At 67.8% G+C, this 24,571-nt stretch carries 25 protein-coding genes; 10 read left to right on the forward strand and 15 right to left on the reverse strand.

What is annotated here, in order from left to right:
• Window positions 1-12 precede the first annotated feature (12 nt).
• The 3 genes from ACJMKZ_RS11220 to ACJMKZ_RS11230 are packed head-to-tail and all read right to left on the reverse strand — an operon-like array spanning window position 13 to window position 2,929.
• A complete protein-coding gene (locus ACJMKZ_RS11220; RefSeq protein ID WP_405233313.1) occupies window positions 13-1,200 on the reverse strand; it encodes a CaiB/BaiF CoA transferase family protein in 1,188 nt (395 codons plus the stop codon).
• Window positions 1,197-2,381, reverse strand: a complete 1,185-nt coding sequence (locus tag ACJMKZ_RS11225) for an acyl-CoA dehydrogenase family protein (protein ID WP_405233314.1) — start codon at window positions 2,379-2,381, stop codon at window positions 1,197-1,199. Before ACJMKZ_RS11225 ends, ACJMKZ_RS11220 begins: the two co-directional genes overlap by 4 nt.
• 32 nt (window positions 2,382-2,413) lie before the next feature.
• Window positions 2,414-2,929 (reverse strand): MaoC family dehydratase, encoded by a 516-nt coding sequence (locus tag ACJMKZ_RS11230; protein ID WP_405233315.1) that lies wholly within the window; start codon window positions 2,927-2,929, stop codon window positions 2,414-2,416.
• Window positions 2,930-3,097: 168 nt separating this feature from the next.
• On the opposite strand from ACJMKZ_RS11230, the gene ACJMKZ_RS11235 reads away from it, so the two are divergent.
• Window positions 3,098-3,400: a YciI family protein gene (locus ACJMKZ_RS11235; protein WP_405233316.1), complete on the forward strand. Its 303-nt coding sequence runs from the start codon at window positions 3,098-3,100 to the stop codon at window positions 3,398-3,400.
• A gap of 46 nt (window positions 3,401-3,446) precedes the next feature.
• Here the strand turns inward: ACJMKZ_RS11235 and ACJMKZ_RS11240 are convergent, their stop codons facing one another.
• From ACJMKZ_RS11240 to ACJMKZ_RS11250, 3 genes are all read right to left on the reverse strand, one after another.
• Entirely contained in the window at window positions 3,447-5,030 is a 1,584-nt protein-coding gene (locus ACJMKZ_RS11240) for an FAD-binding oxidoreductase (protein ID WP_405233317.1), read from the reverse strand.
• Between the two features lie 204 nt (window positions 5,031-5,234).
• Window positions 5,235-5,762, reverse strand: coding sequence for a DUF6491 family protein (locus ACJMKZ_RS11245; protein ID WP_405233318.1), 528 nt, complete (start codon window positions 5,760-5,762; stop codon window positions 5,235-5,237).
• 67 nt (window positions 5,763-5,829) lie between these two features.
• The gene (locus tag ACJMKZ_RS11250) at window positions 5,830-6,678 is read right to left on the reverse strand and encodes a sulfurtransferase (RefSeq protein WP_405233319.1); all 849 of its coding nucleotides are present in this window, start codon (window positions 6,676-6,678) and stop codon (window positions 5,830-5,832) included.
• 131 nt (window positions 6,679-6,809) lie between these two features.
• Between ACJMKZ_RS11250 and ACJMKZ_RS11255 the strand changes: the two genes are divergently transcribed.
• Together ACJMKZ_RS11255 and ACJMKZ_RS11260 are read left to right on the forward strand one after the other, a co-directional pair.
• Window positions 6,810-7,559, forward strand: a complete 750-nt coding sequence (locus tag ACJMKZ_RS11255) for an electron transfer flavoprotein subunit beta/FixA family protein (protein ID WP_405233320.1) — start codon at window positions 6,810-6,812, stop codon at window positions 7,557-7,559.
• On the forward strand, window positions 7,559-8,503 hold the full coding sequence (locus ACJMKZ_RS11260; protein WP_405233321.1) for an electron transfer flavoprotein subunit alpha/FixB family protein: 945 nt from the start codon (window positions 7,559-7,561) through the stop codon (window positions 8,501-8,503). The genes ACJMKZ_RS11255 and ACJMKZ_RS11260 overlap by 1 nt, the downstream gene beginning before the upstream one ends.
• Before the next feature lie 67 nt (window positions 8,504-8,570).
• Here the strand turns inward: ACJMKZ_RS11260 and ACJMKZ_RS11265 are convergent, their stop codons facing one another.
• The 5 genes from ACJMKZ_RS11265 to ACJMKZ_RS11285 form a co-directional block, all read right to left on the reverse strand.
• On the reverse strand, window positions 8,571-9,236 hold the full coding sequence (locus ACJMKZ_RS11265) for a hypothetical protein (protein ID WP_405233322.1): 666 nt from the start codon (window positions 9,234-9,236) through the stop codon (window positions 8,571-8,573).
• On the reverse strand, window positions 9,236-10,252 hold the full coding sequence (locus tag ACJMKZ_RS11270) for an NADP-dependent oxidoreductase (RefSeq protein ID WP_405233323.1): 1,017 nt from the start codon (window positions 10,250-10,252) through the stop codon (window positions 9,236-9,238). The genes ACJMKZ_RS11265 and ACJMKZ_RS11270 overlap by 1 nt, the downstream gene beginning before the upstream one ends.
• Before the next feature lie 8 nt (window positions 10,253-10,260).
• Window positions 10,261-10,743: a peroxiredoxin gene (locus tag ACJMKZ_RS11275; protein ID WP_405233324.1), complete on the reverse strand. Its 483-nt coding sequence runs from the start codon at window positions 10,741-10,743 to the stop codon at window positions 10,261-10,263.
• A gap of 92 nt (window positions 10,744-10,835) precedes the next feature.
• Window positions 10,836-12,098, reverse strand: a complete 1,263-nt coding sequence (locus tag ACJMKZ_RS11280; protein WP_405233325.1) for a TRAP transporter large permease — start codon at window positions 12,096-12,098, stop codon at window positions 10,836-10,838.
• A gap of 1 nt (window position 12,099) precedes the next feature.
• Window positions 12,100-12,600, reverse strand: a complete 501-nt coding sequence (locus tag ACJMKZ_RS11285; RefSeq protein ID WP_405233326.1) for a TRAP transporter small permease — start codon at window positions 12,598-12,600, stop codon at window positions 12,100-12,102.
• A 202-nt stretch (window positions 12,601-12,802) separates the two neighbouring features.
• Here ACJMKZ_RS11285 and ACJMKZ_RS11290 point away from each other — a divergent pair, with 202 nt between their 5' ends.
• From ACJMKZ_RS11290 to ACJMKZ_RS11300, 3 genes are read left to right on the forward strand one after another with little or no spacing between them, the layout of a single operon-like run.
• Window positions 12,803-13,417, forward strand: a complete 615-nt coding sequence (locus ACJMKZ_RS11290; protein ID WP_405233327.1) for a glutathione S-transferase family protein — start codon at window positions 12,803-12,805, stop codon at window positions 13,415-13,417.
• Window positions 13,414-14,484 (forward strand): TRAP transporter substrate-binding protein, encoded by a 1,071-nt coding sequence (locus ACJMKZ_RS11295; RefSeq protein ID WP_405233328.1) that lies wholly within the window; start codon window positions 13,414-13,416, stop codon window positions 14,482-14,484. Before ACJMKZ_RS11290 ends, ACJMKZ_RS11295 begins: the two co-directional genes overlap by 4 nt.
• A gap of 16 nt (window positions 14,485-14,500) precedes the next feature.
• Complete coding sequence (locus ACJMKZ_RS11300; protein WP_405233329.1) at window positions 14,501-15,100, forward strand: peroxidase-related enzyme; 600 nt, start codon at window positions 14,501-14,503, stop codon at window positions 15,098-15,100.
• On the opposite strand, the gene ACJMKZ_RS11305 is transcribed toward ACJMKZ_RS11300, so the two are convergent.
• Window positions 15,097-15,750: a GntR family transcriptional regulator gene (locus ACJMKZ_RS11305; protein WP_405233330.1), complete on the reverse strand. Its 654-nt coding sequence runs from the start codon at window positions 15,748-15,750 to the stop codon at window positions 15,097-15,099. The two genes, ACJMKZ_RS11300 and ACJMKZ_RS11305, sit on opposite strands and share 4 nt — an antisense overlap.
• 62 nt (window positions 15,751-15,812) lie before the next feature.
• Between ACJMKZ_RS11305 and ACJMKZ_RS11310 the strand changes: the two genes are divergently transcribed.
• On the forward strand, window positions 15,813-16,499 hold the full coding sequence (locus tag ACJMKZ_RS11310) for a hypothetical protein (protein WP_405233331.1): 687 nt from the start codon (window positions 15,813-15,815) through the stop codon (window positions 16,497-16,499).
• A 37-nt stretch (window positions 16,500-16,536) separates the two neighbouring features.
• Here ACJMKZ_RS11310 and ACJMKZ_RS11315 read toward each other — a convergent pair whose 3' ends face one another.
• The 3 genes from ACJMKZ_RS11315 to ACJMKZ_RS11325 all read right to left on the reverse strand — a co-directional run bounded on the left by ACJMKZ_RS11315 (window position 16,537) and on the right by ACJMKZ_RS11325 (window position 21,601).
• Window positions 16,537-18,459, reverse strand: coding sequence for a hydantoinase B/oxoprolinase family protein (locus ACJMKZ_RS11315; RefSeq protein ID WP_405233332.1), 1,923 nt, complete (start codon window positions 18,457-18,459; stop codon window positions 16,537-16,539).
• Window positions 18,460-18,477: 18 nt separating this feature from the next.
• Window positions 18,478-20,535: a hydantoinase/oxoprolinase family protein gene (locus ACJMKZ_RS11320; protein WP_405233333.1), complete on the reverse strand. Its 2,058-nt coding sequence runs from the start codon at window positions 20,533-20,535 to the stop codon at window positions 18,478-18,480.
• 139 nt (window positions 20,536-20,674) lie between these two features.
• Entirely contained in the window at window positions 20,675-21,601 is a 927-nt protein-coding gene (locus ACJMKZ_RS11325; protein ID WP_405233334.1) for a hydroxymethylglutaryl-CoA lyase, read from the reverse strand.
• Between the two features lie 184 nt (window positions 21,602-21,785).
• Between ACJMKZ_RS11325 and ACJMKZ_RS11330 the strand changes: the two genes are divergently transcribed.
• The 3 genes from ACJMKZ_RS11330 to ACJMKZ_RS11340 are packed head-to-tail and all read left to right on the forward strand — an operon-like array spanning window position 21,786 to window position 24,524.
• Window positions 21,786-23,009, forward strand: a complete 1,224-nt coding sequence (locus tag ACJMKZ_RS11330) for a CaiB/BaiF CoA transferase family protein (RefSeq protein WP_405233335.1) — start codon at window positions 21,786-21,788, stop codon at window positions 23,007-23,009.
• Between the two features lies 1 nt (window position 23,010).
• Window positions 23,011-23,658, forward strand: coding sequence for an isochorismatase family protein (locus tag ACJMKZ_RS11335; protein ID WP_405233336.1), 648 nt, complete (start codon window positions 23,011-23,013; stop codon window positions 23,656-23,658).
• Entirely contained in the window at window positions 23,655-24,524 is an 870-nt protein-coding gene (locus ACJMKZ_RS11340; RefSeq protein WP_405233337.1) for a VOC family protein, read from the forward strand. The genes ACJMKZ_RS11335 and ACJMKZ_RS11340 overlap by 4 nt, the downstream gene beginning before the upstream one ends.
• The last annotated feature ends 47 nt before the right edge of the window (window positions 24,525-24,571 follow it).

The following is a 24,571-nucleotide window of genomic DNA, read 5'->3' on the forward strand; positions in this document are numbered from 1 at the left end:
GGCCGTGCCGGCTCAGATCACGCCTTCGCCGCGCAGGGCCTCGATTTCCCCGGCCGTGTAGCCGAGCTCTTCCAGCAGCGCGTCGCTGTCGGCCCCGAGCCCCGAGCCGGTCCTCCCGGGCGCCCGCTCGCCGTCGATGCGGATAGGATTGGCCAGGCTGCGGAACGACGCGCGCGACGGGTGGGGCGTCTCCTCCACCATGCCCACGGCATGCGCGAAGGCATTGTCCAGCGCGGCGGGCACGTCGAGCACCGGCGCGGCGGGGATGCGGCCCTGCATGCGCTCGAGCCACTCGGCGCTGTCATGCTCGCCCAGCACCTCGTCCAGCACGGCCGTGAGAGCGTCACGATGCTCGTTGCGTGCCGCGAGATCCCGGAAGCGGGGGTCCTCTGCCAGGTCGGGGCGGCCGATGATCTCCAGCAGGATCTCCCAGAACTTCTGCGTCATGCACATGATGAAGATCCAGCCGTCCCGGGTGCGGCACAGCTGACTCGGCGAGGCGTAGGGATGGGCGCCGCGCGGCAGACGCCCGGTGACGGCACCCCGGTTCAGGTACCAGGTACCCGGGTACGTCAGCTGGTGCAGGGCCACGTCGAACAGGCTCACGTCCACGTCGCCGCCCTGCCCGCTCCGCTCCGCCTCGCGCAGTGCGGCCACCAGGCCCAGGGCCCCCACGACGCCGGTCATGAAATCGATGATGGACAGCCCGAAGCGCGCCGGCGGCGTGTCCGGTTCGCCGGTCAGCGACAGGAAACCGGCCTCGGCCTGCATGAGGTAGTCGTAGCCGGGCCAGTCCGCGCGCTCGTTGTCCCGGCCGTAGGCGGAGATGTGACCACAGACGATGGCCCGGTTGTGCGGTGCCAGGGAGGCGTAGTCGAGCCCGAGGCGCGCGGGCTGGCTGCCCCGCAGGTTGTTCATCACCGCATCGCTGCGGGCGACCAGGCGGTACAGGATCTCGCGCCCACGCGGCCGTTTCAGGTCGAGGGTCAGGCTGCGTTTTGCCAGGTTGAAGGTCTGGTAGTAGTCGCTGTCGTCTTCGCCGAGCCGCCAGGCGCCCATGTGCCGCGCCGGGTCGCCCGTGCCGGGCTGTTCGATCTTGATCACCTCCGCGCCCAGGTTGGCGAGATACAGGCTGCCGTAGGGGCCGGCGCCGAACTGCTCGACGCTGAGGATCCGCAGCCCTGCCAGCGGCGCCTTCACAGACGGCGGCGCTCGATCAGCTGGCGGGCGATGATGATGCGCTGCATCTCGTTGGTGCCTTCGCCGATGCACATCAGCGGCGCATCCCGGTAAAGCCGCTCCACCTCGAACTCCGGCGAATAGCCGTAGCCGCCGTGTATGCGCATGCATTCGGTGGCATTCTCCAGCGCCGCCTCCGAGCAGAACAGCTTGGCCATGCCGGCTTCCATGTCGCAGCGTTCGCCGCGGTCGTACTTGGCCGCCGCCTGCATCATCAGCAGACGGCCCGCCTCGGCGCGCGTGGCCATATCGCCGAGCTTGAGCTGGATGGCCTGGTGCTCGCAGATCGGCTTGCCGAAGGTCTTGCGTTCCTGCGAGTAGCGCACCGCCCGGTTCAGCGCGGACTGCGCGATACCGACGCCACGCGCGGCGATGTTGATGCGGCCGAGCTCGAGGCCTCCCACCGCCTGAATGAATCCGCGCCCCTCCTCGCCGCCCACCAGCGCGTCGGCGCCCACCCGATAGCCGTCGAAGATCAGCTCCGCACTGTCGATGCTCTTGTAGCCGAGCTTCGCGAGCTTGCGACCGACGGTGAAACCGGGCCCCTTCTCGGCGATGAAAAGACTCATGCCGCGGTGGCGGGGCTCGGCGTCCGGGTCGGTCTTCACCAGCAGCGCGACGCAGTCACCATGCAGGCCGTTCGTGATCCAGGTCTTGGTGCCGTTGACCACGTACGCGTCGCCCTCGCGCGTCGCCGTCGTGCGGATCCCCTGCAGGTCCGTGCCCGCATCCGGCTCGGTGAGCGCAAGCCCGCCACGCAGCTCGCCGGCGGCGAACCGGGGCAGCCAGCGTTCGCGCTGCTCGTCCGTACCGAAACGCTCGACACAGGCCGCCATCATCAGGTGGGAGTTGAAGATGCCCGTGGGCGCCATCCAGGCCTCGCTGATCAACGCGACCAGGCGGGCATAGGTGCGGGCGCTCAGGCCGAGGCCGCCCCAGCGTTGACCGATCGTGGCGCCGAACAGTCCCAGGCCTTTCATCTGTTCGACCAGTTCGTGGGGGTATTCGTCCGCCAGGTCGTACTCCCGCGCGATCGGCCGGACCTCCTGCTCGACCCAGCGCCCGACGGCATCCAGGATCGCCTCTTCCTCCTCGGCGCTGTAGCGGTTGTCGCCTTCGGCGTTGCCGGCGGTGTTGCTCATGGCTGCTCCCGGGTCACTGACACTATTGGGATTCAGTAGTCGATGCGGTCGTCGACGGCATGGCCGCGCTTCGGTATCAGCATCGTGCGCTCGAACTCGCACACCACCACGCCGTCCTGGTTGCGGCCGATCGTGCGCACCGTGACGATGCCGGCCTCCGGGCGCGAGCGGGACTCACGCTTCTCCAGCACCTCCGTCTCGGCGTACAGCGTATCGCCGGCGAACACCGGATGGGGCAGCCGGATCTCCTTCCAGCCCAGGTTGGCGATGGCCTTCTGGCTCACGTCACTCACGCTCATGCCGACCAGCAGCGACAGCGTGAACGGACTGGCGACCAGATTGCGGCCGAACTCGGACGCCGCGCCGTAACGCTCGTCGAAATGCAGGGGATGGGTGTTCATCGTGAGCAGGGTGAACCAGGTGTTCTCGGTGGCCGTCACCGTGCGGCCGGGACGGTGCTCGTAGACCGCACCGGGCTCGAACTCCTCGAAGTAGCGGCCGAAGCTCTCGCGGTAACGCTTCGGGCCGACCTCCCTGCTGCTATGCATGGTTCTCCTCTGCGCCATTCTTGCGCGGCGCTGCCGATTGGCGCTCGACGTCGGGCTCTCGAGTATGGATTGCCGGGTATCCGCCGTCGCCTGTCGCCCGCAGCCGGGACGGCTGCCGGCGAATGCTACTATCTGGACGCCCCGATGTGTACTTGGAAGGAGACGCCGATGGCCATGGCAGCCTGGCTGCGGGACGGACCGGACGGCGCGGAGATCCGACGCCGACACCTCGCCGCCCACCTCGAATTCGTGGAGGCCCACCTCGACACCATCCTGGTCGCCGGCCCGCTGCTGGACCGACCGGACGGCGAGATGACGGGGAGTCTCTACGTGCTCGATGCCCGTGACCGGGAGGAGGCAATGGCTTTTCTGGAACGCGATCCCTACTACGCCGCCGGACTCTGGGACGACATCGACCTACGCCCGTTCCGCGGCGTCGCCGGCCGCTGGGTCGGCGGCCGCAACTGGTAGTCGGCTTCGGTCAGAAGTCCCGGCCGTCGGGGCCGGCTCCGGCGGCTCAGGCGAGGCCCAGCACGCCGGGATTGATCAGCCCGTCCGGGTCCACCTGCCGCTTCACCGCCTGCAGCAACGACCAGGCCCCGGGATCCCTCCCCTCCCGGTACCGGTAGAACTTGCCGATCTGAAAACTCGTCGCGCCCGCCGCGTGGAACAGGCCGGCCAGCTCGTCTTTCAGCAACGCCGCCAGCGCCGCGGCTTCGGGATTGTCTTCACCCGGCGGCAGACGCGAGAGATGGCTGTCGTCCATCACCCGTTCGTGGAAGGCCGTGCGTTCGCCGGGCCAGTACAGGCACGGCTCGATCAGGAGCGCGTGGTTGGAGATGGTGCAGAACAGGTAACCGTGATGCACGCCGAGCCGTTCGGCCTCCTCGCCATGGCGCTCGAACAGGGCCTCCAGGCGCGCGTACAGGGCCGCGGCCTCCGACGGCGGCACGATGCCGTGCACGGGGGCCCAGCGCTCTCCCGCCGGCCCGAGCATGCTGTTCACCTCCGCGAAGGGATGCGCCCGCATCACCTTCGGCACGGCGTTGTCGATCTCCTTGCCCGCACCGCCGACCGCGGCGCGCACGGCCGCGGCGCCGGCCGCCGCATCGGCCGCATCCCGGCCGTCGACGCTCACGTGCAGCGAATAGGGCACGTCGTCCAGGAAGCCGCGGCCGGATCGGGCGAGCTGCAGGCCGTCGCGCAGTCCGCGGGCGAGGGATCCGGCGCCGCCCACGACCTTGCCCAGCGTCCGGACGTCCTCGGCCAGGCTGGAGCGCTTCATCCTCAGAGACTGCAGGTACGGGTCGAAGGCGAAGACCTCGGAGGCGGCCTCGCTGCGTGCCACCGCGGACATCGTCCGGAACAGGGCTTCGGCGTCCGGCAGCGACCAGGACAGGTATTCGGTCGCCGCCGGACGGCGGATCAGACGCAGGCTGGCTTCCGTCTTGAAGCCCAGCGCTCCGCAGTCGCCGGTGAACAGGCCGGTGAGATCGGGACCGTGGTAGCGGAAAAACGGCCGTGCACGGCCCGTGGCGGCACTGCCGGTCACGATGCGGCTGCCGTCCGCGGCGATCACCTCCAGGCCCAGCACGCTGTCCTGTGCGGTGCCATAGCGCCCCGAGCCGAGGAAAATACTGCCCTGGGAGAGCGCACCGCCCACCGTCGCCCGGATGCCCGACAACGGCCCCCAGTAAGGCGTACGCATGCCCTCCTCGGCCAGCCGTTCGTTCAGGGCCGCCCAGGTGCAGCCGGCCTGCACGCGCACGTAGTTGTCCTCCGCGTTCACCTCCAGCACTCGGTCCAGCCGTCGGCTGTCGACGATCACCGTGTCGGCACAGATGGGCAGGTAGGCGTCGGTATAGGACATGCCGCCCCCGCGCGCGATCACCGCATAGCCCGATCGGGTGGTCGCCGCCACCACCGCTGCGAGTTGATCGGCGTCTGCCGGTGCGGCAACGGCGGCCGCGGTCGCCCCGTTTCGATACACGTCGTGGGAAAAGAAAGCGCGCTCGTCCTGATCGGTCGAGACGAAACCGGCGCCACAGATGGACTCGAGCTGCCTGATCAGGTCCTGTTCTTCTGAATAGCTGGCGACCATGTGGCTGTTTTTTTGCGGGAATTCGCGCGAGTCCGTGTCAGGATGGCCTGACACTTTAGGTCCTCGGACGGGAAAGTCAAACCCCGGCCGCGCACCTTCGACAGGCCGCAGACCCGGCCCAATAAAAACCCGGGTGACCCTGACGGGCCACCCGGGTGGGTCCGCACGGAGATGATGCGCGGATCGCGAGACAGGTCGGACCCGCTATTGCGGGCTGGGTATCGGCCTGTCCAGCTCTTCGACCCCGGCATCCGGCACGTCGGCCGGCTCCGGAGCCTTTTGTTCGTCGGCCTCCCTGCGGCCGAAGTGGACCATCAACGTGTCGACGTCGCGGTCACTGATCTCGCGGATCGAGGTGATCCGCAGCTCACGTTGCACCGGATCGTCGACGAGGATCGCATCGTCGCCCCAGGGGCAGAGACGCGAATCCCGCGTCCTGAAAGCGATGCGCCAGTCGGTCCTGAGGCTCGTGGCGGCACCTGTCACCGTGACCAGGTAGGCTCGCTTGCGGGAGGGTCCCCGCAGGATCAGGTGCGACCGATCGAGCGGAGTGTAGTCTCTGACGGATCGCGCGAAGATGCAATCGTTAGCGGGCTCGAGAAGCGCCTGCGGCGAGGTCTCCACCCGATCATCGGCGCTTGCCAGGAGCGATAAAACGCATAAGAAAGACGCTATAACTAATTGATACATATTACTTTCTAGACGACTATGATGCCGGACAAGATCCTGCATCGACGGGCTGTTGCAGAAATAAGACAGCCGTTGGCGCCGCCGGTTCCCGGCGCCGGGTGCGCGCCGATCAGTCCCGGCCGGCAGCCACCGGACGATCCGGATCGCGGATCCACTCGCTCCAGCTGCCCGGATACAGTCGGGGTTCGCGCAGCCCGGCGACGGCGGCAGCGAGGATGGTGTGGCAGGCGGTGACACCGGAGCCGCACAGCGAGACGGCGTTGCCGTCGTCGCCTACGCCGAGGCTCCCGAGCCGGGCTGCCAGCTCGCGGGCGGGCAGGAAGCGGCCGTCTTCGGCCAGGTTGGCGGAGAACGGGTGATTGAGCGATCCGGGGATATGCCCGGCCACGGGGTCGATCGGCTCGTGGCGGCCCAGGAAGCGCTCTCGCGAACGCGCATCGACCACCGGGACTCCGGCCGCGAGTGCCTCGATCACCGCCTCCGTCCCGGCTACCCGCTCCGGATCCGGCCGCACCGGATATGCCGGCGCGCGGGGCGGCACCGGCTCGGCGGTGGTCAGCGGCAGTCCGGCAGCGCACCAGGCATCGATCCCGCCGTCCAGGACCCGCCGCGGCCCGTGGCCCACCCAGCCCAGCATCCACCACAGCCGTGACGCCAGCGCCCCGGAGGCGTCGTCATAGGCGACGACCAGCGAGTCGGGACGGATGCCCCAGGCGCCGAGCAGCGCGGCGAAGTGGTTGGGATCCGGCAGCGGATGGCGGCCGCTCAGCGGCGTCACCGGGCCCGCGAGGTCGTCGTCGAGATGCGCGTAGACCGCCCCGGGCAGGTGCCCCTCCCCGTACGCCCTGCGCCCGGCTTCCGGGTCCGACAGCACGAAACGGCAGTCGACGACGCGCAGGCGCTCGTCGACCGTGAGGGCCGAGAGTTCGGCGGGCTCTATGAGCGGGGTTTCGGACATCGGGTGGTCGACGGTTGCCGTTTTCGCTGCATTGCAGCACCTTGTCACTCCGGCGTCGGTCAGTGACAATAACGTGTTTGCATGTGTCATCCAACAAGGGTGCGGGCACGCACCCCCGAGGAGAAGTATTCGTGGACAAGATTCTGGTAGGACTGAAGCGGGTCGTGGACTACAACGTCCGCGTCCGGGTCAAATCGGACGGCAGTGGCGTCGAGACCGAAGGGGTGAAGATGAGTATCAACCCCTTCGACGAGATCGCGCTCGAGGAGGCGCTGCGCATCAAGGAGCGCGGCGATGCGAGCGAGGTCGTGGTGGTCTCCATCGGGCCCGGCGAGGCCCAGCAGCAGCTGCGCACCGGCCTGGCCATGGGCGCCGACCGTGCCATCCTGGTCGAGACCGGTGAGGCCGTGGACCCGCTCAGCGCCGCCAGGGTCTTCAAGGCCCTCATCGACAAGGAGGAGCCGGGACTCGTCATCCTAGGCAAGCAGGCCATCGACAACGACGCCAACCAGACCGGCCAGATGCTGGCCGCACTCTGGGACCGGCCCCAGGCGACGTTCTGCTCCGGCCTGGAACTCGCGGACGGCAAGGCGAAGATCACCCGCGAGGTGGATGTCGGGCTGGAAGTCATCGAGGTGGACCTGCCGGCCGTCGTCACCGCGGATCTGCGCCTGAACGAACCGCGCTACGTGAAGCTGCCGGACATCATGAAGGCCAAGAAGAAGCCGCTCGAGACCATGAGTACCGACGACCTGGGGGTGAGCGTGGGAGCCGACTTCGAGATCACGGCCTATGAGCCGCCGCCGCAGCGACAGAAGGGCATCATGGTGGAAGACGTCGCGGGACTCGTAAATGCACTGAAGGAAAAGGGGCTGGTCTGATGGCTAAAGTACTGATCATTGCGGAACACGACGGGCAATCCCTGAACCCGAGCACGCCGAAGTGCGTCAAATGCGCCTCCGGCATCGAGGGCGCCGAGATCCACGTCGCCGTATTCGCGAAGGACGCCTCCGCCGTGGCGGAGCAGGCCTCGGCCATCGACGGCGTGACGAAGGTGCTCACGGTCGAGAACGACGCCAACGAGCATGCCCTCGGCGCGGTAATGGCGCCCCAGGTCGCCGAACTCGCCGACGGTTACACCCACCTGTTCGGCCCTTCCACCAGCTTCGGCAAGGACCTCATGCCCCGGGTGGCGGCGCTGCTCGGCGTGAACCAGATCTCCGACGTCATGGAGGTGCTCGGCCCGTACGAGTTCAAGCGGCCCATCTATGCCGGCAACGCCATCATCACGGTGAAGGCGCAGGAGGACAAGACGCTGGTCGCCACGGTGCGTGCAGCCTCCTACCAGGCCGCGGGGGACGGCGGCAGTGCCGACGTCGAGGCGGCCTCGGTCAGCGCGGAGCTGCCCACGCATACCCGCTGGCTCGAGCTTCAGGCGGGCTCGTCGGACCGGCCGGATCTGGCCACCGCCCCGCGAGTCGTCTCCGGCGGCCGGGCGCTCGGCAGCGAGGAGAACTTCGAGATCATCTTCAAACTGGCCGACAAGCTCGGCGCGGCCGTGGGCGCCTCACGGGCCGCCGTGGACGCGGGTTACGTGCCCAACGAGCTGCAGGTGGGACAGACCGGCAAGATCATCGCGCCGGAGCTCTACATCGCCATCGGCATCTCGGGCGCCATCCAGCATCTCACCGGCATCAAGGACGCCGGCACCATCGTCGCGATCAACAAGGACGAGGACGCGCCCATCTTCGAGGTGGCGGATATCGGCCTGGTGGCCGACCTGTTCAAGGCCATCCCGGAGCTCGAGGAGCAGCTGGGCAGCTGATCGGCCGCGGGTGCGGCGGACATCGCCGTCCGCCGTACCCGGGCATCACCGCGTCCTCCGGCCGCTGCTAGACCGGCCGCTGGAAGATTCCGAGCGCCGCCTCGAGCACCAGTGCGGCCCAGATCGCGACGACGAAGGGACGCGCCCGGGTCAGGCTGCGCTGTATGGCCCCTTCGGTGGCCGGCCGGGACCCCTCCTCCATCAGGCTGGCGAACGCGGGGCCGAAGGGCTTCAGCGCGATGCGGATCGCCAGCCCGCAGCCCACCGTGACGGCGAAAAGGAGGAGTTTCAGCGCGATCCAGTCGGCGCGAATCCAGCCGGGGTCCACGATGTGCCACACGGCGGCCCCCACCGTGGCACCGATGACAACGAGGCGCAGACCGAAATCCGTGCGCTGAAGGGCACGGGCCGCCGGCGGCGCCTGCACGAAGTGTACGGCCAGCACCAGCGCCAGCCAGACGAACGACACCACCCACATCAGGGCCAGCGCCGCATCGGACAGCGGCAACTGTTGGCGGATCGCGGCCAGATGCAGGCCGGCGGGCAGGATCAGCACCATGCAGATGCGCGGCGACATGTCGACCGCCAACATGATGGCGGCCGCGGTCTTGCGCGCCTCGCGTCCGAGGTCGGGATTCGAGACGAAGCGACTGGCGTAGAACACGCCGAGGTCGCCGCCGAGCCAGTAGGCGAACAGGATCACATGCACGAGCACGAGCAGATCGTAGAGCATCAGCCTGCCTCCGCCACCCTGACCAGGGCCTTGCCGACATTCTCGCCCCGCATCAGGCGGCAGAACGCCTCCGGCGCGTTCCGAAGTCCGTCCGAGACGTCCTCCCGGGCCCGGATCAGGCCGTCCCGGTACCAGGCCGCCGCCTCCGCCGCGAATTCGTCCCAGCGGTCGTAATAGTCGTAGACCACGAGCCCGTGGATATGGGCCCGGGCGCCGATCACCGGTCCGAGGTTCGGGCCGGGCGGCGGCTCGCCGCTGCGATTGTACTGGTCGATCATGCCGCAGAGCACGATACGCGCGCCGAGCGCCAGATTACCCATCACGGCCGCCAGGGTGTCACCGGCGACGTTGTCGAAATAGACGTCGATGCCGTCCGGGCAGGTGGCCGCCAGGCGTTCCCGCAGATCTTCGCGCCGGTAGTCGATGCACTCGTCGAAGCCGAAGCTCCCGGTCACCAGCTCGCACTTCTCCGCCGAACCCGCGATGCCGACCGCCCGCGCGCCGCTCAGGCGCGCGATCTGGCCGACCATACTGCCGACCGGGCCCGCCGCCGCGGATACCACCACCGTCTCGCCGGCCCGGGGCCTCGCCAGGAATTTCAGGCCGGCCCAGGCGGTCAGACCGGGCATGCCCAAGATGCCCAGGGCGAGTGACGGGGGCGGCCCGTCCGCATCGAGGACGCGCACCCCCTCCCCGTCCGACAGGCCGTACTCCTGCCAACCGTTGCGGTCGGCGACGAGCATCCCGGGCCGGTAATCCGGATGCCGGGAGGCTACGACCTCCGATACGGTGCTGCCCACCACGACGTCGCCCGGCCCGACCTTGTCGGCGGAAAGGTGACGGCCGGAGATTACCCCGCGGACGTAGGGGTCCAGCGACAGCCAGAGCGTGCGCGAGACGAACTCGCCCGGCCCGGCCTCCGGCGCCTCACCCTCGGTCAGGCGGAAATCGCCCGGCACCGGGACGCCGTCCGGGACGCGCGCGAGGACGACCCGGCGATTGACCGGCGCGGCCACTGCGTCGCTCAGACCGCCGCCAGCATCGTCTCCGCCGAACTCACCTCGAACTGCCCGGGCGCCTCGACGTTGACCACTTTCGCCACGCCGTCATCGACCAGGATGGCGAATCGCTGGCTGCGCTGCCCCATGCCGAAGCCGCTGGCATCGAGCTCGAGACCGAGTTTCCGCGTGTAGTCGCCGTTGCCGTCCGCGAGCATCAACACCTTGTCGCCGACGCCCCGGTCCTTGCCCCAGGCACCCATCACGAACGCGTCGTTGACCGACATGCAGGCGATGGTATCGATGCCCTTCCCCGCGAAGTCCTTCGCATGCTCGACGTAGCCGGGCAGGTGATTCATGGAACAGGTGGGCGTGAAGGCGCCCGGCACGGCGAAGAGCACCACCTTCTTGCCGCTGAACAACTCGTCGGTCGTCATCTGTCCGGGACCCTCGGACGTCATCACGCCGAACGTCCCCTCCGGCATGCGTTCTCCGGCACTGATAGCCATTTGCTCTCTCCTCTCTCGAAACCGTTGTAGGCGGTCTTCGCAGAGACCGCCGCTGATTCTTCTTCGCGGCCGTCCCGTCCGTCAGTCATCCCTCAGTCATCGATGAGGAACAGGGACAGCTCGGGCCAGAAGGATACCACCGCCAGGCCGACGAGCATCAACAGAAGGAACGGCACGACCGCCCGGCAGATGAGCCAGAAGTTCTCCCGGAATGCCCCGAGCGCGACGATCAGGTTCAGGCCGAGCGGCGGCGTCAGGTAGCCGATCTCGAGATTGACCACCATGATGATCCCGAAGTGCACGGGGTCGATGCCCTGCGCGGCCGCCAGCGGCATCAGCATCGGCGCGAGGATCAGTATGGCCGAACCGATGTCCATGATGCAGCCGACGATGAGCAGGAAGACGTTGACGATCAGCAGGAAAGCCACGCGGCTGTCGATCTGGCCGCTGAGCCAGTCCACCAGCTGTTCCGGCACTTTCTGGTAGGTGAAGAACACGTTCAGCGCCAGCGCCAGCATCAGCACCGGGAACAGCCCGCCCAGCAGCCGTCCGGTATCGGCCATGACCTCGGCGACGTCCCTGAGGCCCAGTTGACGATGCGCCAGCACCTCGACCAGGAGCGCGTAGACGACGGCGACGGCGGCCGATTCCGTGGCCGTGAAGTGGCCCGTATAGATGCCGCCCAGGATGATCACCGGCATCAGCAGCGCCAGCACGCCGTGCCAGGCGGCCTCGCGCACCTCCGCATACACGATGGGCTGACGGTCGCGATGCCAGTTTACGGCCACCGCGTAGGCCGCCATCAGACCGGTCAGCAGCAGCGCCGGACCGAGTCCGGCGATGAACAGATCGGCGATCGAGGTCTGCGTCATCACCCCGTACAGGATGAGCGGGATCGACGGCGGCACGATGATGCCGAGCGTGCCGGCCGAGGTCAGCGCACCCAGCGAGAAACGCTTGTCGTAGCCGGCCTGCAGCAGCGCGGGATACATCACCGCGCCCACCGCGAGCAGCGTGACCGTGCCCGAACCGGAGATGGCCGCGAAGATGGCGCAGGAGAGCACGGTGGCGATGGCCAGGCCGCCGGGCACGGGTCCGGTGAGCGCCTTGACCAGCCGCACCAGCCGCAGCGCCATGCCGCCCTTGGCCATGATATTGCCGGCCAGGATGAACAACGGTATCGACAGCAGGACTTCCTTGTTCAGCGCGCCCCAGGCGTCGAGCACGATGAAGCTGAGCTCGTCCTCGGTGTAGAAGAGGTAAAGGTACGCGACGGCGGTACCGAGGATGACCAGCAGGTTCTGCCGCAGTGCCAGCAGCACGAAGACGAGCGCAAGTAGCCAGAGTGCGCCCATGTCAGCTGTCGTCCGTGCCGGTCGCCGGCGGCGTCGGCCTCAGCTCCGGCCGCACGGCATAGATGCCGTGGCGCAGCGCCGCGACGCCGAACGCGAGGGGGATCACCGCCTGGATGGGCCACACGGGCAGGCGCAGGATCTCGGAACGCTCGTCGAGCCGGACACTGGTGATCACCATGTCGGTCGCGATGACGGCGAAGGCGACGCAGAATAGTGCGAACAGCGCGTGCTGCAGGAATGCAAGCTGGAATTCCCAGCGCGCCGGCAGCCATCCGTCCGCGAAACGGGGGCGGAGATGCGAACCGCTGGCCGAGGCCAGCCCGATCCCGAACATGACGACGACGATATTGAAATAGACGCCGACCTGCCGCGCCCAGGGCAATCCGATGCCGGTGACCTCCCGCGCCAGCACGTCGGCGAACACGACACCGACCATGCCGCTGAAGGCGATGATCACGATGGTCCGCTCGACGCGATGCAGGGAGGCCAGCAGGGCTTTCACATCCCGCCCCCGCGGCTCGGGCCTTTCAGCACTGGCAACTTCATGCTCCTTCGTGACCGTCCCGTGCGCGGCATCGCGCCGCGGGCCGAGTATCGCAGACTCCGGTCGCCGAGCGCGAATGGCCCCGACGGCTGCACGGGTGCTGACCGTGGCGTACCATTGCAGACGTACCGGAACTTGCCGAGGAGCCGACGAGAAAACGATGATCACCCTCTACACGGCCGCCACGGCCAATGGTCAGAAGGCCGCCATCGCTCTCGAGGAGGCAGGTCTCGATTATCGCACCCGCATACTCGATCTGGCCGCCGGGGAACACCTGGACGCCTCGGTGCTGGCGCTGAATCCCGTGGGACGTATCCCTTTCCTCGAGCCCGAGGACGACGACGCGGGCCGCGTGGTCTACGGCACACTGCCGGTGGCCATCTACGCGGCGGAACGCAGCGGTCGTCTGCTGCCCGCCGCCGGGCCCGGGCGCTATGCCGTGCTGCAGTGGGCCGCTTTCGCCGCCACCGATCTCGGCCACGTGTTCGCCAATCAGTTTCTGCTGGAGGAGCTGGTGGGTACGGAGGACGCTCGGGTGCGCGAGTTCGTACACAGCCAGATCGCACGTATGCTCGGCATCGTCGAGGAGCGGCTGGAACAGTCGGAATACCTGGCAGGCGACGAGTACAGCATCGCCGACGTGCTCGCCTACCCGACCGCCGCCAACTCGGCCAACCGGCTGCCCCGCAGGCTCGAGGACTACCCGAACATCCGCCGCTGGGCGGACGGCGTCGGCAACCGCGCGGCCGTGGCCCGCGGGATGGAGGCCGCGTGAGGCAGTTGCGTCCGGGTCTCCTGGGCGCCGCGCTGGCCGTTTTCCTGAGCCTCGCGACGGGCTGCGGCGAGAGTACGCCGGATACCTCGCGGGTGCGGGTCACCGCCCTGAGTCCGCCGGGCACGCCGTGGCACGAGGGCTGGCTGCGCTTCGAGGAACGTTTCCGCGCCAGGAACGACACCGGCCTCGAGCTGGACATGTTCGTTACGGGCCAGCTCGGCAGCGAGGAGACCATGCTCTCCAGCCTGCGGCGCGGCCGCGTCCATATCGGCGGCTTCTCCCTGCAGGGCCTCGCGGTAGTGGTGCCGGAGCTGAACGTCCTGCTCGCGCCCTATCTGTTCGATTCGGTGGGCGAGGTCGACTTCGTCATCGACAACTACCTGACCCCTGCCTTCCGCGAGCTGTTCGCGGCGAAAGGCATGGAGCTGCTGCAGTGGGCCGAGGTCGGCTGGACCCACATCTACGGACTGACGCCCATCATCACGCCGGAGGACGCCCGGGACCGACCGATGCGGGCCTCCAACGCAATCGGCTCCCAGGTCTTCACGGAGGCCATCGGCGCCGACAGCACGCCCGTCACCTTCTCCGAGGTGATCCCGTCATTGCAGACCGGCCTGATCGAAAGCGGCCAGAGCGGCACCGGCATGTACGCGATCGCCGGCATCTCCCGGGAGGCCAGGCACCTGACGCTGACCGGTCACGCCTTCGACACCGGACTCATCGTTGCCAACCGGACCTGGTTCCGCGCGCTCTCCGAGCGCAAGCAGGAAGTGATCATGAACGCCCTGGACCCGCTGCAGTACAGCCGGGACGACGTGCGGCGTGTCCTCGCGGACATCCTGACCGAACAACTCCCGGCCCAGTCGGTGGAGGTCCACCGGCTGGACGGGGAACAGCGGCAGCGCTGGCGCGCCGCCCTGGCCGGCACCCACGAGACCGTGCTCGAGCGCGTCGGCGGACGGGCCCGGGAAATCTATCGCCTGGTGCAGGAGGGCAAACGCGAATGGGCCCGCCTGCAGGAGGCCGGCAAAGTTCCGGCCGAACGCGCGGCGGCCGAGCGCAACTGACGGAGGAACGACGACCATGCCACAGCCCGATTACATCATCGCCCTGGACATCGAACTGCCGGATCCTGCCGACCTCGACCCCGACATGGCGAAATACTTCCGGGTCTGCGAGGAGAAGCTCGGCATGGTGCCGAACGTGCTGAAGGCCCACAGCTTCGACCAGGACCAGCTGCGCGCCTTCGCCGGCTTCTACAACAACCTGATGCTGGAGGAGTCCGGCCTCACGCCGCTGGAGCGGGAGATGATCGCCGTCGTGGTCTCCTCCGCCAACCACTGCTATTACTGCCTGGTGGCCCATGGTGCTGCGGTGCGGGAGATGTCCGGGGATCCCGAACTCGGCGAGATGCTGGTGATGAACTACCGCGTCGCACCGCTCGCGCCGCGCACGCGGGCGATGCTCGATTTCGCCTGGAAGCTCACGGTCACGCCACAACAGATCGGGGAAGAGGACCGGGAGGCGCTGCGCAGTCACGGCCTCGGCGAACGCGATATGTGGGACATCGCCGCGGTTGCCTCCTTTTTCAACATGAGCAACCGGATGGCTACGGCAGTGGACATGATGCCGAACCGGGAATACCACGCCGCCCACCGGACGGGCCGAGCCACCGGACGCTAGCTCGCGGCCTTCTCCCGCGGCGCCAGCCCGAACACGCGACGCGCGGCCAGGATGTGGCTGCGCATGACCGAGGCCGCCCAGTCGGGGTCCCGCGCCTCGATGGCCGCGACCAGTTCGAGGTGGTGCTGGGCGCTGCGGACCAGCGATTCGGTGTCGTAGTTGCGGAAGGTCAGTGTGACCAGCGCCGACTGGGTCAGTGTGGTGAGGATGTTGCGCAGCAGCCGGTTGCCGCCGGCCTCGGCGATCTCGTGATGGAAGCGGTCGTTCAGCTCGCTGATGCGGGCGGGATAGCCCGGCTTGCGCTGCCGGGAGGCCTGCACCTGCTGTTCGGCCAGCGACCGCAGGCTGGCCACCGTCTGCGCGTCCGCGTGCCGCGCGGCCTGCGCGGCGGCGAAGGACTCCAGCACCGCGCGCAGGTCGAAGATCTCGTCCAGCTCCCGCTCGGACCAGCTGGTGACGACCGCGCCCTGATTCGGCACGAATTCCAGCAGCCCCTCGACGTTCAGCTGGCGCAACGCCTCGCGCACGGGCGTCCGGCTGACGCCTGCCAGCTCGGCCACCTCCTGCTCGGTAATGCGCGTGCCGGGCTCGTACTTGCCCGACACGATGCCGTCCCGGACCGCTGCATAAGCTTTTTCGACCGCTTTCACGCTGCCCTTCCCCCGGCTAAGATCGCGAACCAGAAACCCACGGCGACGAGCGGAGCACCCCATTGAGCGGCATCACGATCTACGGCCTGCTGGACTATCTGCATATCCTGCTACTCGTCTTCTGGCTCGGCACCGACCTCGGCGTGCTACTGGCCGCGCGACGTGTCCGCGATGCCGCCCTGACTCCGGCCGAGCGTCTCACGCTGCTCGATCTGGCCCTCCGGATCGACCTCCTGCCCCGCATCGCCTTCAGTCTCATGTTCGCCGTCGGCGCAACACTGGGTTACCTCGGCGGCACGCTCCCGTTGCCCGGCTGGGCTCTCGCCCTGCTGTGGGCGCTGACGGCCCTGTGGCTGACCCTGACCCTCGCACTGGTAGCCGCGGAGGGCAAGCCCGTGCAGGGCGTGCTGGCGGCCGTACAGCGCGTCTGGCTGGTCGCCGTGGCCCTGGCCTGCGGGCTGGCGGCCCTGTGGCTGTTCGCCGGCAGCGGCTCGGCGCCGGTACCCGGCTGGCTGGCGCTGAAGATCGGCCTGTACGGACTCGTGTGCCTCGCCGCCATCGGCATCGACCGCGCCTTCCTGCCGCTGATCCCGGCGATGGGCGAGTTGGCCCGATCCGGCAGCTCACCCGGGCTGGAGACCCGCATCAGCGGCGCGATCGACCACGCCCTGCGCTACGTCTATTCCCTCTACGGCCTCCTCTTTCTGGCCGCGTTCCTCGGCGTCACGAAGCCGATGCTTGCCGCCTGATGTCACCGTCCGACGGCGCCGATGATCGGGACGGCCCTCAGGCCGCCTTCGACTTGCGCCCGCCCTTCTTTTTCACCTCCACCCGGTTGTCGGCCTTCACCCAGGTCTTGAACTCGGGCTGGCGCGGCGGGTTGAGACCCGTCTCGCGCTTGCAGCGCTTCTTCAGTTCCTCGATGGTGCCGCCCTTGTCGAATAGCTGGGTCGAGCCCCGCTTCTTCGCCATGCGGGCACGCAAAGCCCTGGTCTTCTTCTCGTCGACGCTCAGGTCCGAGTGCAGTACGACGCCATAGCGCCGCGCGCCGTCCACGGTGACCAGGCCCGCGTCGACGTCGGCGGCGACCTTCTCGGCGGGCCGCTCCAGGGGATCGCCCCAGCCGCCGCCGCCCCAGGTGTCGAAATACAGCAGATCGCCCTCGCGTACCTCGATCCGGTCGCACTTCGACTGCAGCAGCTCCTCGCTGCCGTCGGCGCGCATCAGGACCTTCTGGCTGCGCTGCCCGGGCAGTCCGCCGTTGACGCCCCAGGGATAGGTCAGCCAGCGGTCGTCATGGATGGATATCTCGCCGTCTTCCAGGAAGCGATAGCCCACCCGCAGCGCATTGCCGCCGCGGTGGAAACCGGGCCCGCCGCTGTCGGGGATGGTCTCGTACACGTCGATGCGCAGCGGGAAATAACTCTCCAGAAACTCGTTCGGCACGTTGGTGAAACTCGGCCATAGTGAATGGCCGTCCGGGCCGTCGCCGGAAGGCTTGCCCGGCACGCCGCCGAAGCCGATCTGGTAGAGCTGGTACCACTGCCCGTTCTTGTCGTAGCCCGAATACATGAAGTGCGGGCTGTCGGAGAAGCCGGCGGCGCAGAGGAAGTCCGGGTTGCCCTGGCCGAGCAGTCCGCCGAGCACATCGAAGATGCGGCCCAATGCGTGGGTGCGGCAGGACAGGGCCGCCGGCTTCTTCGGCTTCAGCAGGGTGCCCTCGGGGATGCGCACTTCCATCAGGTCGTAGAAGCCGTCGTTGAACATGATCTGGGGGTCGAAGACCATGATCATGTACACGCCGCAGAACATCTTGAACATCTCCTCGTTCAGGAGGAAGTTCACCGAGCCGATCGATTGCGGGTCGGTACCCTCGAAATCGAAGATGACCTTGTTCCCCTCGCGCCACATCGCGCAGCGGATCTTGTACGGGCCCATGCCGAGACCGTCGTCGCAGAGGTAGTCCTCGAACACCTGCTTCTTCGTCGGCACCGTATCCTTGATGAGCCTGCCCATCGCCCGCTTGTTGCGGTCCAGCAGGTCTTCCAGCGCCGAGTACAGGATGTCGTCGCCGAAGCGGTCGGCGAGTTCGATGACCCGCTTCTCCGCGGTACGCACGGCCGCGACGATCGCGTTGAAGTCGGACCGGTTCCAGTGCGGCAGCCGGCAGTTGTGCAGGATCAGCTCCAGCACGTCCTCCTGCAGCTCGTCCTTCTTGTAGATCTTGGTGGGCGGGACGCAGATGCCCTCCTCGTAGATCTGGCGGGCGTCGGTGGGCAGCGAGCCGGGCACCTTGCCGCCGATGTCCGTCATATGGCCGAACATGGCCGAGTAGGCGATCAGGCGGCCGTCCTTGAAGATCGGGCGCAGCAGCAGCCAGTCGTTGGCATGGCTGACGGCACCGTTGCAGGCATAGGGATCCGAGGTCAGGAAGATGTCGCCCTCCTCGATGGTGCCGTCATAGGCTTCCTTGAAGCCGTGGATGAAGCTGCCGAACTGACCGACCACCATCTTGCCATCGACATTGGCGATCATCGGGAACTCGTCGTGCTGCTCCCGGATGCCCGGCGACATGGCGGTACGGAACAGCACGGTGTCCATCTCCCAGCGCGCGTTCAGCATGGCGTTCTCGATGATGTCGAGCGTGATCGGGTCGATCTTCTCCCGCTTGAACTTGCGCGGCTTGGTCTCAACTAGTCTTGCAGGCATGTCGTGCTCCCTTCGTATTCATGCATCGGGGCGGATGAGGATGTTGCCGAACTCGTCCACCTTGCCGGTGTGCTCGGGCAGGATCAGCGTGGTGGAGTCCATCTCGAGCACGATCGCCGGCCCCGGTATGTGGTTACCCGCCTTCAGCTTCGAGCGGTGATAGAGCTTCGCGTCGCGATCCTTGCCGTCCACGTACACCTTGTGCTCGGCGATAACGGCATCCTTCGCGCTCCTGCCGCCCTTCTCGATGACCGCCGGCTTCACGGTGGTGGCCTTGCCGTTCACCACCGCGCGCAGATTCACCAGTTCCTTTTCCTCCTCGAGGGCGAAGGTAAAGAGCTGGCGATGCATCTCGTCGAACTGGTCGCCGATGGCGTCGAGTCCTTTCTTCTTGATATCGCCCAGGTCGACATCCACCGTCAGCGTGAGACCCTGGCCGTGATAGCGCAGGTCCGCCTGGTAGGAGATGGTCTGGTCCTTCTTGGCCACGCCCTCCTTGTCCAGCGTCTTCGAGGCTTTCGCCGCGAGCTGGGTAAATATCTTCTCGAGGCCGGCGGGCGTCGTTTTGGAGAAGCGCTTGATGTAGGTGCGCGCCGCCTCGTTGCGCATCCGCGTTGTGGCGTCTCCGTAGGCACAGAGCACGCCGGGCCCCGGCGGGATGATGACCGGCCAGGAGTTCATCAGACGGCCCAGGGCGTTCGCGTGCAGGGGTCCCGCACCGCCGAAGGCGATGAGAGCGAAATCCCGCGGGTCGTAGCCCTTCTCCACCGAGACCAGCCGCAGGGCGCCGAACATGTTCTCGTTCACCAGCTTGATGATGCCCTCGGCGGCGCGCTTCAGCGGCAATCCCAGCGCGTCGGCCACCTGCTTGACCGTCTTCTCGGCCAGGTCCCGGCGGATCTCCATGTCGCCGCCCAGACGGGCGTCCGTGGGCAGGTAGCCCAGCACCACGTTGGCGTCGGTGACCGTGGGGGCCTCGCCGCCCTTGTTGTAGGCGGCGGGACCGGGATCGGCGCCGGCACTCTCCGGGCCGACACGGAGCGCACCGGTGAGTTCGGGCACGTGGGCGATGGAGCCGCCGCCGGCGCCGACGGTGCGTACGTCGACCGACGAGGCGCGCACGGTCACGTCGCCCACGCTGGTTTCACGGCGGAGCTGCGCGTAGCCGTTCTCGACCAGCGCCACGTCCGTCGAGGTGCCGCCCATGTCGAAGGTCAGCAGGTTGGGATACCCGGCCTGTTTGGCCACCCAGATGGCCCCCGAGACGCCGCCCGCGGGACCGCTCATGAGCAGGTTGACGGGATAGTTCCGTGCCTGCGTCGCCGAGGCCAGGCCGCCGTCGGAGCGCAGCACGTGCAGCTGCACTTCCTTGTTCAGATCCTTGCGCAGGTTTCGGCGCAGGTTGTTGATGTAGGCGTCCACCTTCGGACGCACGTAGGAGTTGGCCACCGTCGTGATGGTGCGCTCGTATTCCTGCATCTCCGGCACCACCTCGGAGGACAGCGACACGGGCATCTTCGGGAAGACCTTCTTGGCGACCTTGGCCACCTCACGCTCGTTGGCCGGGTTGGCGTAGGAGTTGATCAGCGAGACCGTCAGCGCTTCCACGCCCCGGCCTTTCAACCGCTTCAGCTCTTTCTCGAGCTTGCCTTTGTCGAGCGGCGTAACCACTTTGCCGTCGGCGCCCATGCGCTCCTCCGCCTCGACCGTCAGGGCCAGCGGCGCGAGCGGCGCGCTCTTGTTGTAGATCACCCAGCCGCCCAGGCCGCCCGGCACGAACGAGCGCGCGATCTGCAGCACCTGCCGGTAGCCCTGGGTCGTGACCAGTCCGACCGTGGCGCCCTTGCCCTCCAGGATCGTGTTCGTGGCCACGGTCGTGCCGTGCATGACATGCGTGATCTTCTTCGGATCTATGTCCGCCTCATCACAGATCTTGGCGATGCCGTTCAGAACGCCGATGGAGGAGTCCGCGGGCGTACTCGGGACCTTCGCAGTCCAGGTATCGCCGTTCTTCTCGTCCACGAGCAAGAGATCTGTGAACGTGCCTCCCACGTCCACGCCGAGTCGGTAGGCCATGGCTTCCCCTTAATGGCTTTGGTTCATGTGCACCGGTACGCCGCGTTCGCCGCACCACAGTCGTTTCGTTTTCTCTCCCGGAGCCCCGGACAGGATAACCGGAGTCTCGCGGCTTTGCGCGCGGCCCGCAACCGCGCCCTCACTCCCCGGCGGCGGCGCGCTCAGACGCCACGTCCGGGAAGATGCCCGCCTTCGGCAGCATCGCCGGAACCCCCCGCCCGAGCTGCTCTTCCAGCCAGAGACTGGTCTCGATGATCTTCTGCAGCGACACGCCCGTCTCGATGTCGGAGCGCTCCAGCATGTAGACCAGGTCGTCGGTCGGGATGTTGCCTGTCGCCGCCGGCGCGAACGGGCAGCCGCCGATGCCGCCGATGCTGGCATCGAGCGATGCAACGCCGGCCTCGACCGCCGCCTGTGCGTTGGCGAGTCCCGTGTTGCGGGTGTTATGCAGATGGCAGCGCAGCGGCATGCCGGGGACCGTCTCCGCCACGCGGCCGAGCAGGTCGCGAACCTGCGAAGGCACCGCGACGCCGATGCTGTCGGCCAGCGCCAGTTCCACCGGCTCGGCCTCGGACACCCGTCGCACGATCTCCACCACCCGCTCAGGCGCAACCTCCCCTTCGAAGGGGCAGCCGAACGCCGACGAGACCATGATGTTGGCACGGATACCGGCCGCTCTCGCCTGCGCGGCGATCTTCAGCCAGGCCTTCACGGAATCGTCGCTGCTCACGCCCTGATTGCGGCGGTTGTAGGTGTCGCTGGCCACCACGACCATCCCGACCTCGTCGATGCCACAGTCGCGGGCCCGCTCGAAGCCGCGCTGGTTCAGGACCAGACCGATATAGGTGACGTCGTCGCGGCGCGGCAGCGCCGCCACGAGTTCCTCGGCGCCGGCCATCTGCGGCACTTTCTTCGGATTGACGAAACTCGCGACCTCGAGACGCCGTATGCCCGCGTCCACCGCCCGGCGGATGAATTCCGCCTTGATCTCGACGGGCAGAACCTCCGGCTCGGACTGCAGTCCGTCCCGGGGCCCGACTTCGATAATGGAGATGCTGCGGTTCATGTCACGTCGGCAATGCGCAATGGGTAAGTGCGGGTCGCGGAAACGCCACCTATTGTATACAAGTCGGCGAAGCAGACAAGAGAATCCTGAAAGCCTTAACCAAGATCGGGCGAAATTGTATACACTAGCGGGGTTCCAACCGGCGGCGCGTGCCGCGCCGTCCCGCGCATTCAGAGGGAGAACCATGGCGAGCGAATCGGGGAATCGTGACACTAACCGGGGACCGCTGTCCGATCTGCGGGTAATCGAGATGGGCACGCTGCTGGCCGGGCCTTTCTGCGGCCAGCTCATGGGCGATTTCGGCGCGGAGGTCGTCAAGATCGAACCGCCCGGCCAGGGCGATCCCATGCGCGACTGGGGCCAGGAGAAGGCCCACGGCCAGTCCCTCTGGTGGCCCGTGATCGCGCGCAACAAGAAATCGGTCACGGTCAACCTGCGGGTCGAGGAAGGTCAGCAGATCGTCCGCGACCTGGTCCGCGAGGCCGACTTCCTGCTGGAGAATTTCCGCCCCGGCACGATGGAGCGCTGGAATCTCTCGTACGAAGAGGTGAAGAAGATCAACCCGGGGCTCATCATGATCCGGGTGTCCGGCTTCGGTCAGACCGGCCCCTACGCAAAGCGGGCCGGCTTCGGCGCGGTCGGCGAATCGATGGGCGGGCTGCGCTACGTCTGCGGCGACCCGTCCGCGCCGCCGAGCCGGGTGGGCATCAGCATCGGCGACTCCCTGGCGGCCACCTTCGCCACCGTCGGTGCCCTTGCAGCGCTGCATCACCGCGAACGCACCGGCGAGGGACAGGTGGTCGACTCGGCCATCTACGAGGCGGTCCTCAACATGATGGAATCCCTCATCACCGAATACGACAAGGCGGACTACATCCGGGAACGGCAGGGCTCGATCCTGCCCGGCGTCGCCCCCTCCAACGTCTACCCCACGCGGGACGACAAGCTGCTGCTGATCGCCGCCAACCAGGACACCGTGTTCCGGCGTCTGACCGCCGCCATGGGCCGGCCGGAGCTGGCCGAGGACGAGCGTTACCACAACCACTCCGCACGCGGGGCGCACCAGCAGGAACTCGACGAGCTGGTGGCCGACTGGACGCGCACCAAGGATCAGAAGGAACTGATCGATCTCATGGAGGAACACGGCATCCCCGCAGGCGGCATTTACCGGGCCCCCGAGATGCTGGAGGATGCTCACTTCCAGGCGCGCCAGGCGATCATCGAGACGATGCACCCGGAGTTGGGCACGCTGAAGATGCAGAACGTGGCACCGAAACTCTCGGCCACGCCGGGCTCGGTACGCACCCCCGGTCCGGCCCTCGGCCAGCACACCGACGAGGTGCTCGCGGAGCTGCCCGGCTATGACGCCGCGCGCCTGCAGGCACTGCGCGAGAATGGAGTGATCTGACGTGGCGGACAGGCTCGGCGACGATTACCGCCAGGCCGGCTTCGGCCGCGCGCTGCAACCCGGGAGGCGTCCGGCACTACTCGTCATCGACTTCGTGCGTGCCTACCTGGACCCCGACTGCCCGCTGTACGCCGGCGTTGAGGATACGCTCGCGCGCTGCCGGGAGCTGCTCGCCCGCGCCCGGGAAGCCGCCATCCCGGTGCTCCACACCAACGTGGCCTTCATGCCCGGCGGCATGGACGGCGGCGTGTTCTATCGCAAGGTGGGGGCGCTGCGCTGTCTCGACCGCGGCTCTCCCTACGGCGAGTTCGCGGAAGGACTCGAGCCGCTGGACGGCGAGCCGGTGGTCACCAAGCAATACGCCAGCGCATTCTTCGGCACCTCCCTCGCCTCGACCCTGACGAGCCTCGGCGTCGATACCGTATTCATCGCCGGACTCACGACCAGCGGCTGCATCCGCGCGACCACGGTGGACGCCATCCAGCACGGCTTCCTGCCGTTCGTCGTGCGCGAGGCGGTCGGGGACCGGGATCCGGCGCCCCACGAAGCGAATCTTTTCGACCTGCAGGCGAAGTATGCAGAGGTCATCGGCCTGGATGCGGCCCTCGGCCATCTCGCCCGGTACGCGGCGGAGGCGAGGCAGCCGTGATCGGGCCCATCCGCTGCGTCACCGTCACGGTGCCGGACCTCGCCCATGCGGTGGAGACCTACCGGGACTATCTCGGCTACGAACGATTCCACGACGAGCGCCTGCCGGCCGGGCAGGCGGACTATATGGGTGCCCCCGCCCTCGCCGGCGCGGACTGCGCTCTGCTGAGACCCGCCGCTGGCGGCGATTTCTGTTTCCGCTTCATCACCCAGCCACTGCCTCCCCGATACCGTCCGCTGACGACCTGGGGCTGGAACGCCGCCGAGCTGATCGTCGAGGACGTCGACCGGCTGGCAGCCGAACTCGAAGACTCTCCGTTCCGTATCGTCGGCCCGCCGGAAGACCTGTCTTTCTCGGACGCCATCCGGGCGATGCAGATCATCGGGCCGGCGGAAGAGGTGCTCTACCTGACCATGATCAAGGAACAGCTGCCCGAGTTCGATCTGCCGACGCCGGCCTGCCCCGTGGACCGCACCTTCATCGTCATCCTCGGCGGCCCGGACATGGGGGCCATGCAGGCGTTCTACCACGGCAGCTTCGGCGTGCCGGAGGCACCCGTCATGGAGGCCCGCATCTCGGTGCTGTCCCGGGCCCTCGACCTCCCGGCCGATACCATGCACCCCATCGCCGCGATGCCGCTGGCAGGCCAGTCCCTGATCGAGGTGGACGATTACCGCGCCGCGACGACGACGCGCGACTGCCCGCCCGGCGGACTGCCGCCGGGCATCGCGATGGTGAGCTTCGCCGCCGACGCGCTGCCCGACGATCTTCCGGCCGGACGCTTCTCCGGCCCGCCGTATCACGGCGGCCGCAGCGTCCTCACCACGGGCGCGGCAGGCGAGCTCGTCGAACTCATCCGGACCTGACTCTGCGATCCGGCGATCTGGACAGCCCCTGCACAGGGATGGGCGCG

Origin of the sequence: Lentisalinibacter salinarum, assembly GCF_040706555.1 — a bacterium.
GTDB classification, from domain to species: domain Bacteria; phylum Pseudomonadota; class Gammaproteobacteria; order Steroidobacterales; family Woeseiaceae; genus Lentisalinibacter; species Lentisalinibacter salinarum.

Excerpts from the sequence above, each read along its gene's own strand:
- ACJMKZ_RS11320 (WP_405233333.1), bottom strand. The coding sequence starts at position 20,535 with ATGGCCTACCGACTCGGCGTGGACGTGGGAGGCACGTTCACAGATCTC.
- ACJMKZ_RS11330 (WP_405233335.1), top strand. The coding sequence starts at position 21,786 with ATGGCGAGCGAATCGGGGAATCGTGACACTAACCGGGGACCGCTGTCC.
- ACJMKZ_RS11245 (WP_405233318.1), bottom strand. The coding sequence starts at position 5,762 with ATGCAGGATCTTGTCCGGCATCATAGTCGTCTAGAAAGTAATATGTAT.
- ACJMKZ_RS11235 (WP_405233316.1), top strand. The coding sequence starts at position 3,098 with ATGGCCATGGCAGCCTGGCTGCGGGACGGACCGGACGGCGCGGAGATC.
- ACJMKZ_RS11325 (WP_405233334.1), bottom strand. The coding sequence starts at position 21,601 with ATGAACCGCAGCATCTCCATTATCGAAGTCGGGCCCCGGGACGGACTG.
- ACJMKZ_RS11290 (WP_405233327.1), top strand. The coding sequence starts at position 12,803 with ATGATCACCCTCTACACGGCCGCCACGGCCAATGGTCAGAAGGCCGCC.
- ACJMKZ_RS11300 (WP_405233329.1), top strand. The coding sequence starts at position 14,501 with ATGCCACAGCCCGATTACATCATCGCCCTGGACATCGAACTGCCGGAT.
- ACJMKZ_RS11230 (WP_405233315.1), bottom strand. The coding sequence starts at position 2,929 with ATGCATAGCAGCAGGGAGGTCGGCCCGAAGCGTTACCGCGAGAGCTTC.
- ACJMKZ_RS11225 (WP_405233314.1), bottom strand. The coding sequence starts at position 2,381 with ATGAGCAACACCGCCGGCAACGCCGAAGGCGACAACCGCTACAGCGCC.
- ACJMKZ_RS11280 (WP_405233325.1), bottom strand. The coding sequence starts at position 12,098 with ATGGGCGCACTCTGGCTACTTGCGCTCGTCTTCGTGCTGCTGGCACTG.
- ACJMKZ_RS11260 (WP_405233321.1), top strand. The coding sequence starts at position 7,559 with ATGGCTAAAGTACTGATCATTGCGGAACACGACGGGCAATCCCTGAAC.
- ACJMKZ_RS11275 (WP_405233324.1), bottom strand. The coding sequence starts at position 10,743 with ATGGCTATCAGTGCCGGAGAACGCATGCCGGAGGGGACGTTCGGCGTG.
- ACJMKZ_RS11240 (WP_405233317.1), bottom strand. The coding sequence starts at position 5,030 with ATGGTCGCCAGCTATTCAGAAGAACAGGACCTGATCAGGCAGCTCGAG.
- ACJMKZ_RS11265 (WP_405233322.1), bottom strand. The coding sequence starts at position 9,236 with ATGCTCTACGATCTGCTCGTGCTCGTGCATGTGATCCTGTTCGCCTAC.
- ACJMKZ_RS11315 (WP_405233332.1), bottom strand. The coding sequence starts at position 18,459 with ATGCCTGCAAGACTAGTTGAGACCAAGCCGCGCAAGTTCAAGCGGGAG.
- ACJMKZ_RS11250 (WP_405233319.1), bottom strand. The coding sequence starts at position 6,678 with ATGTCCGAAACCCCGCTCATAGAGCCCGCCGAACTCTCGGCCCTCACG.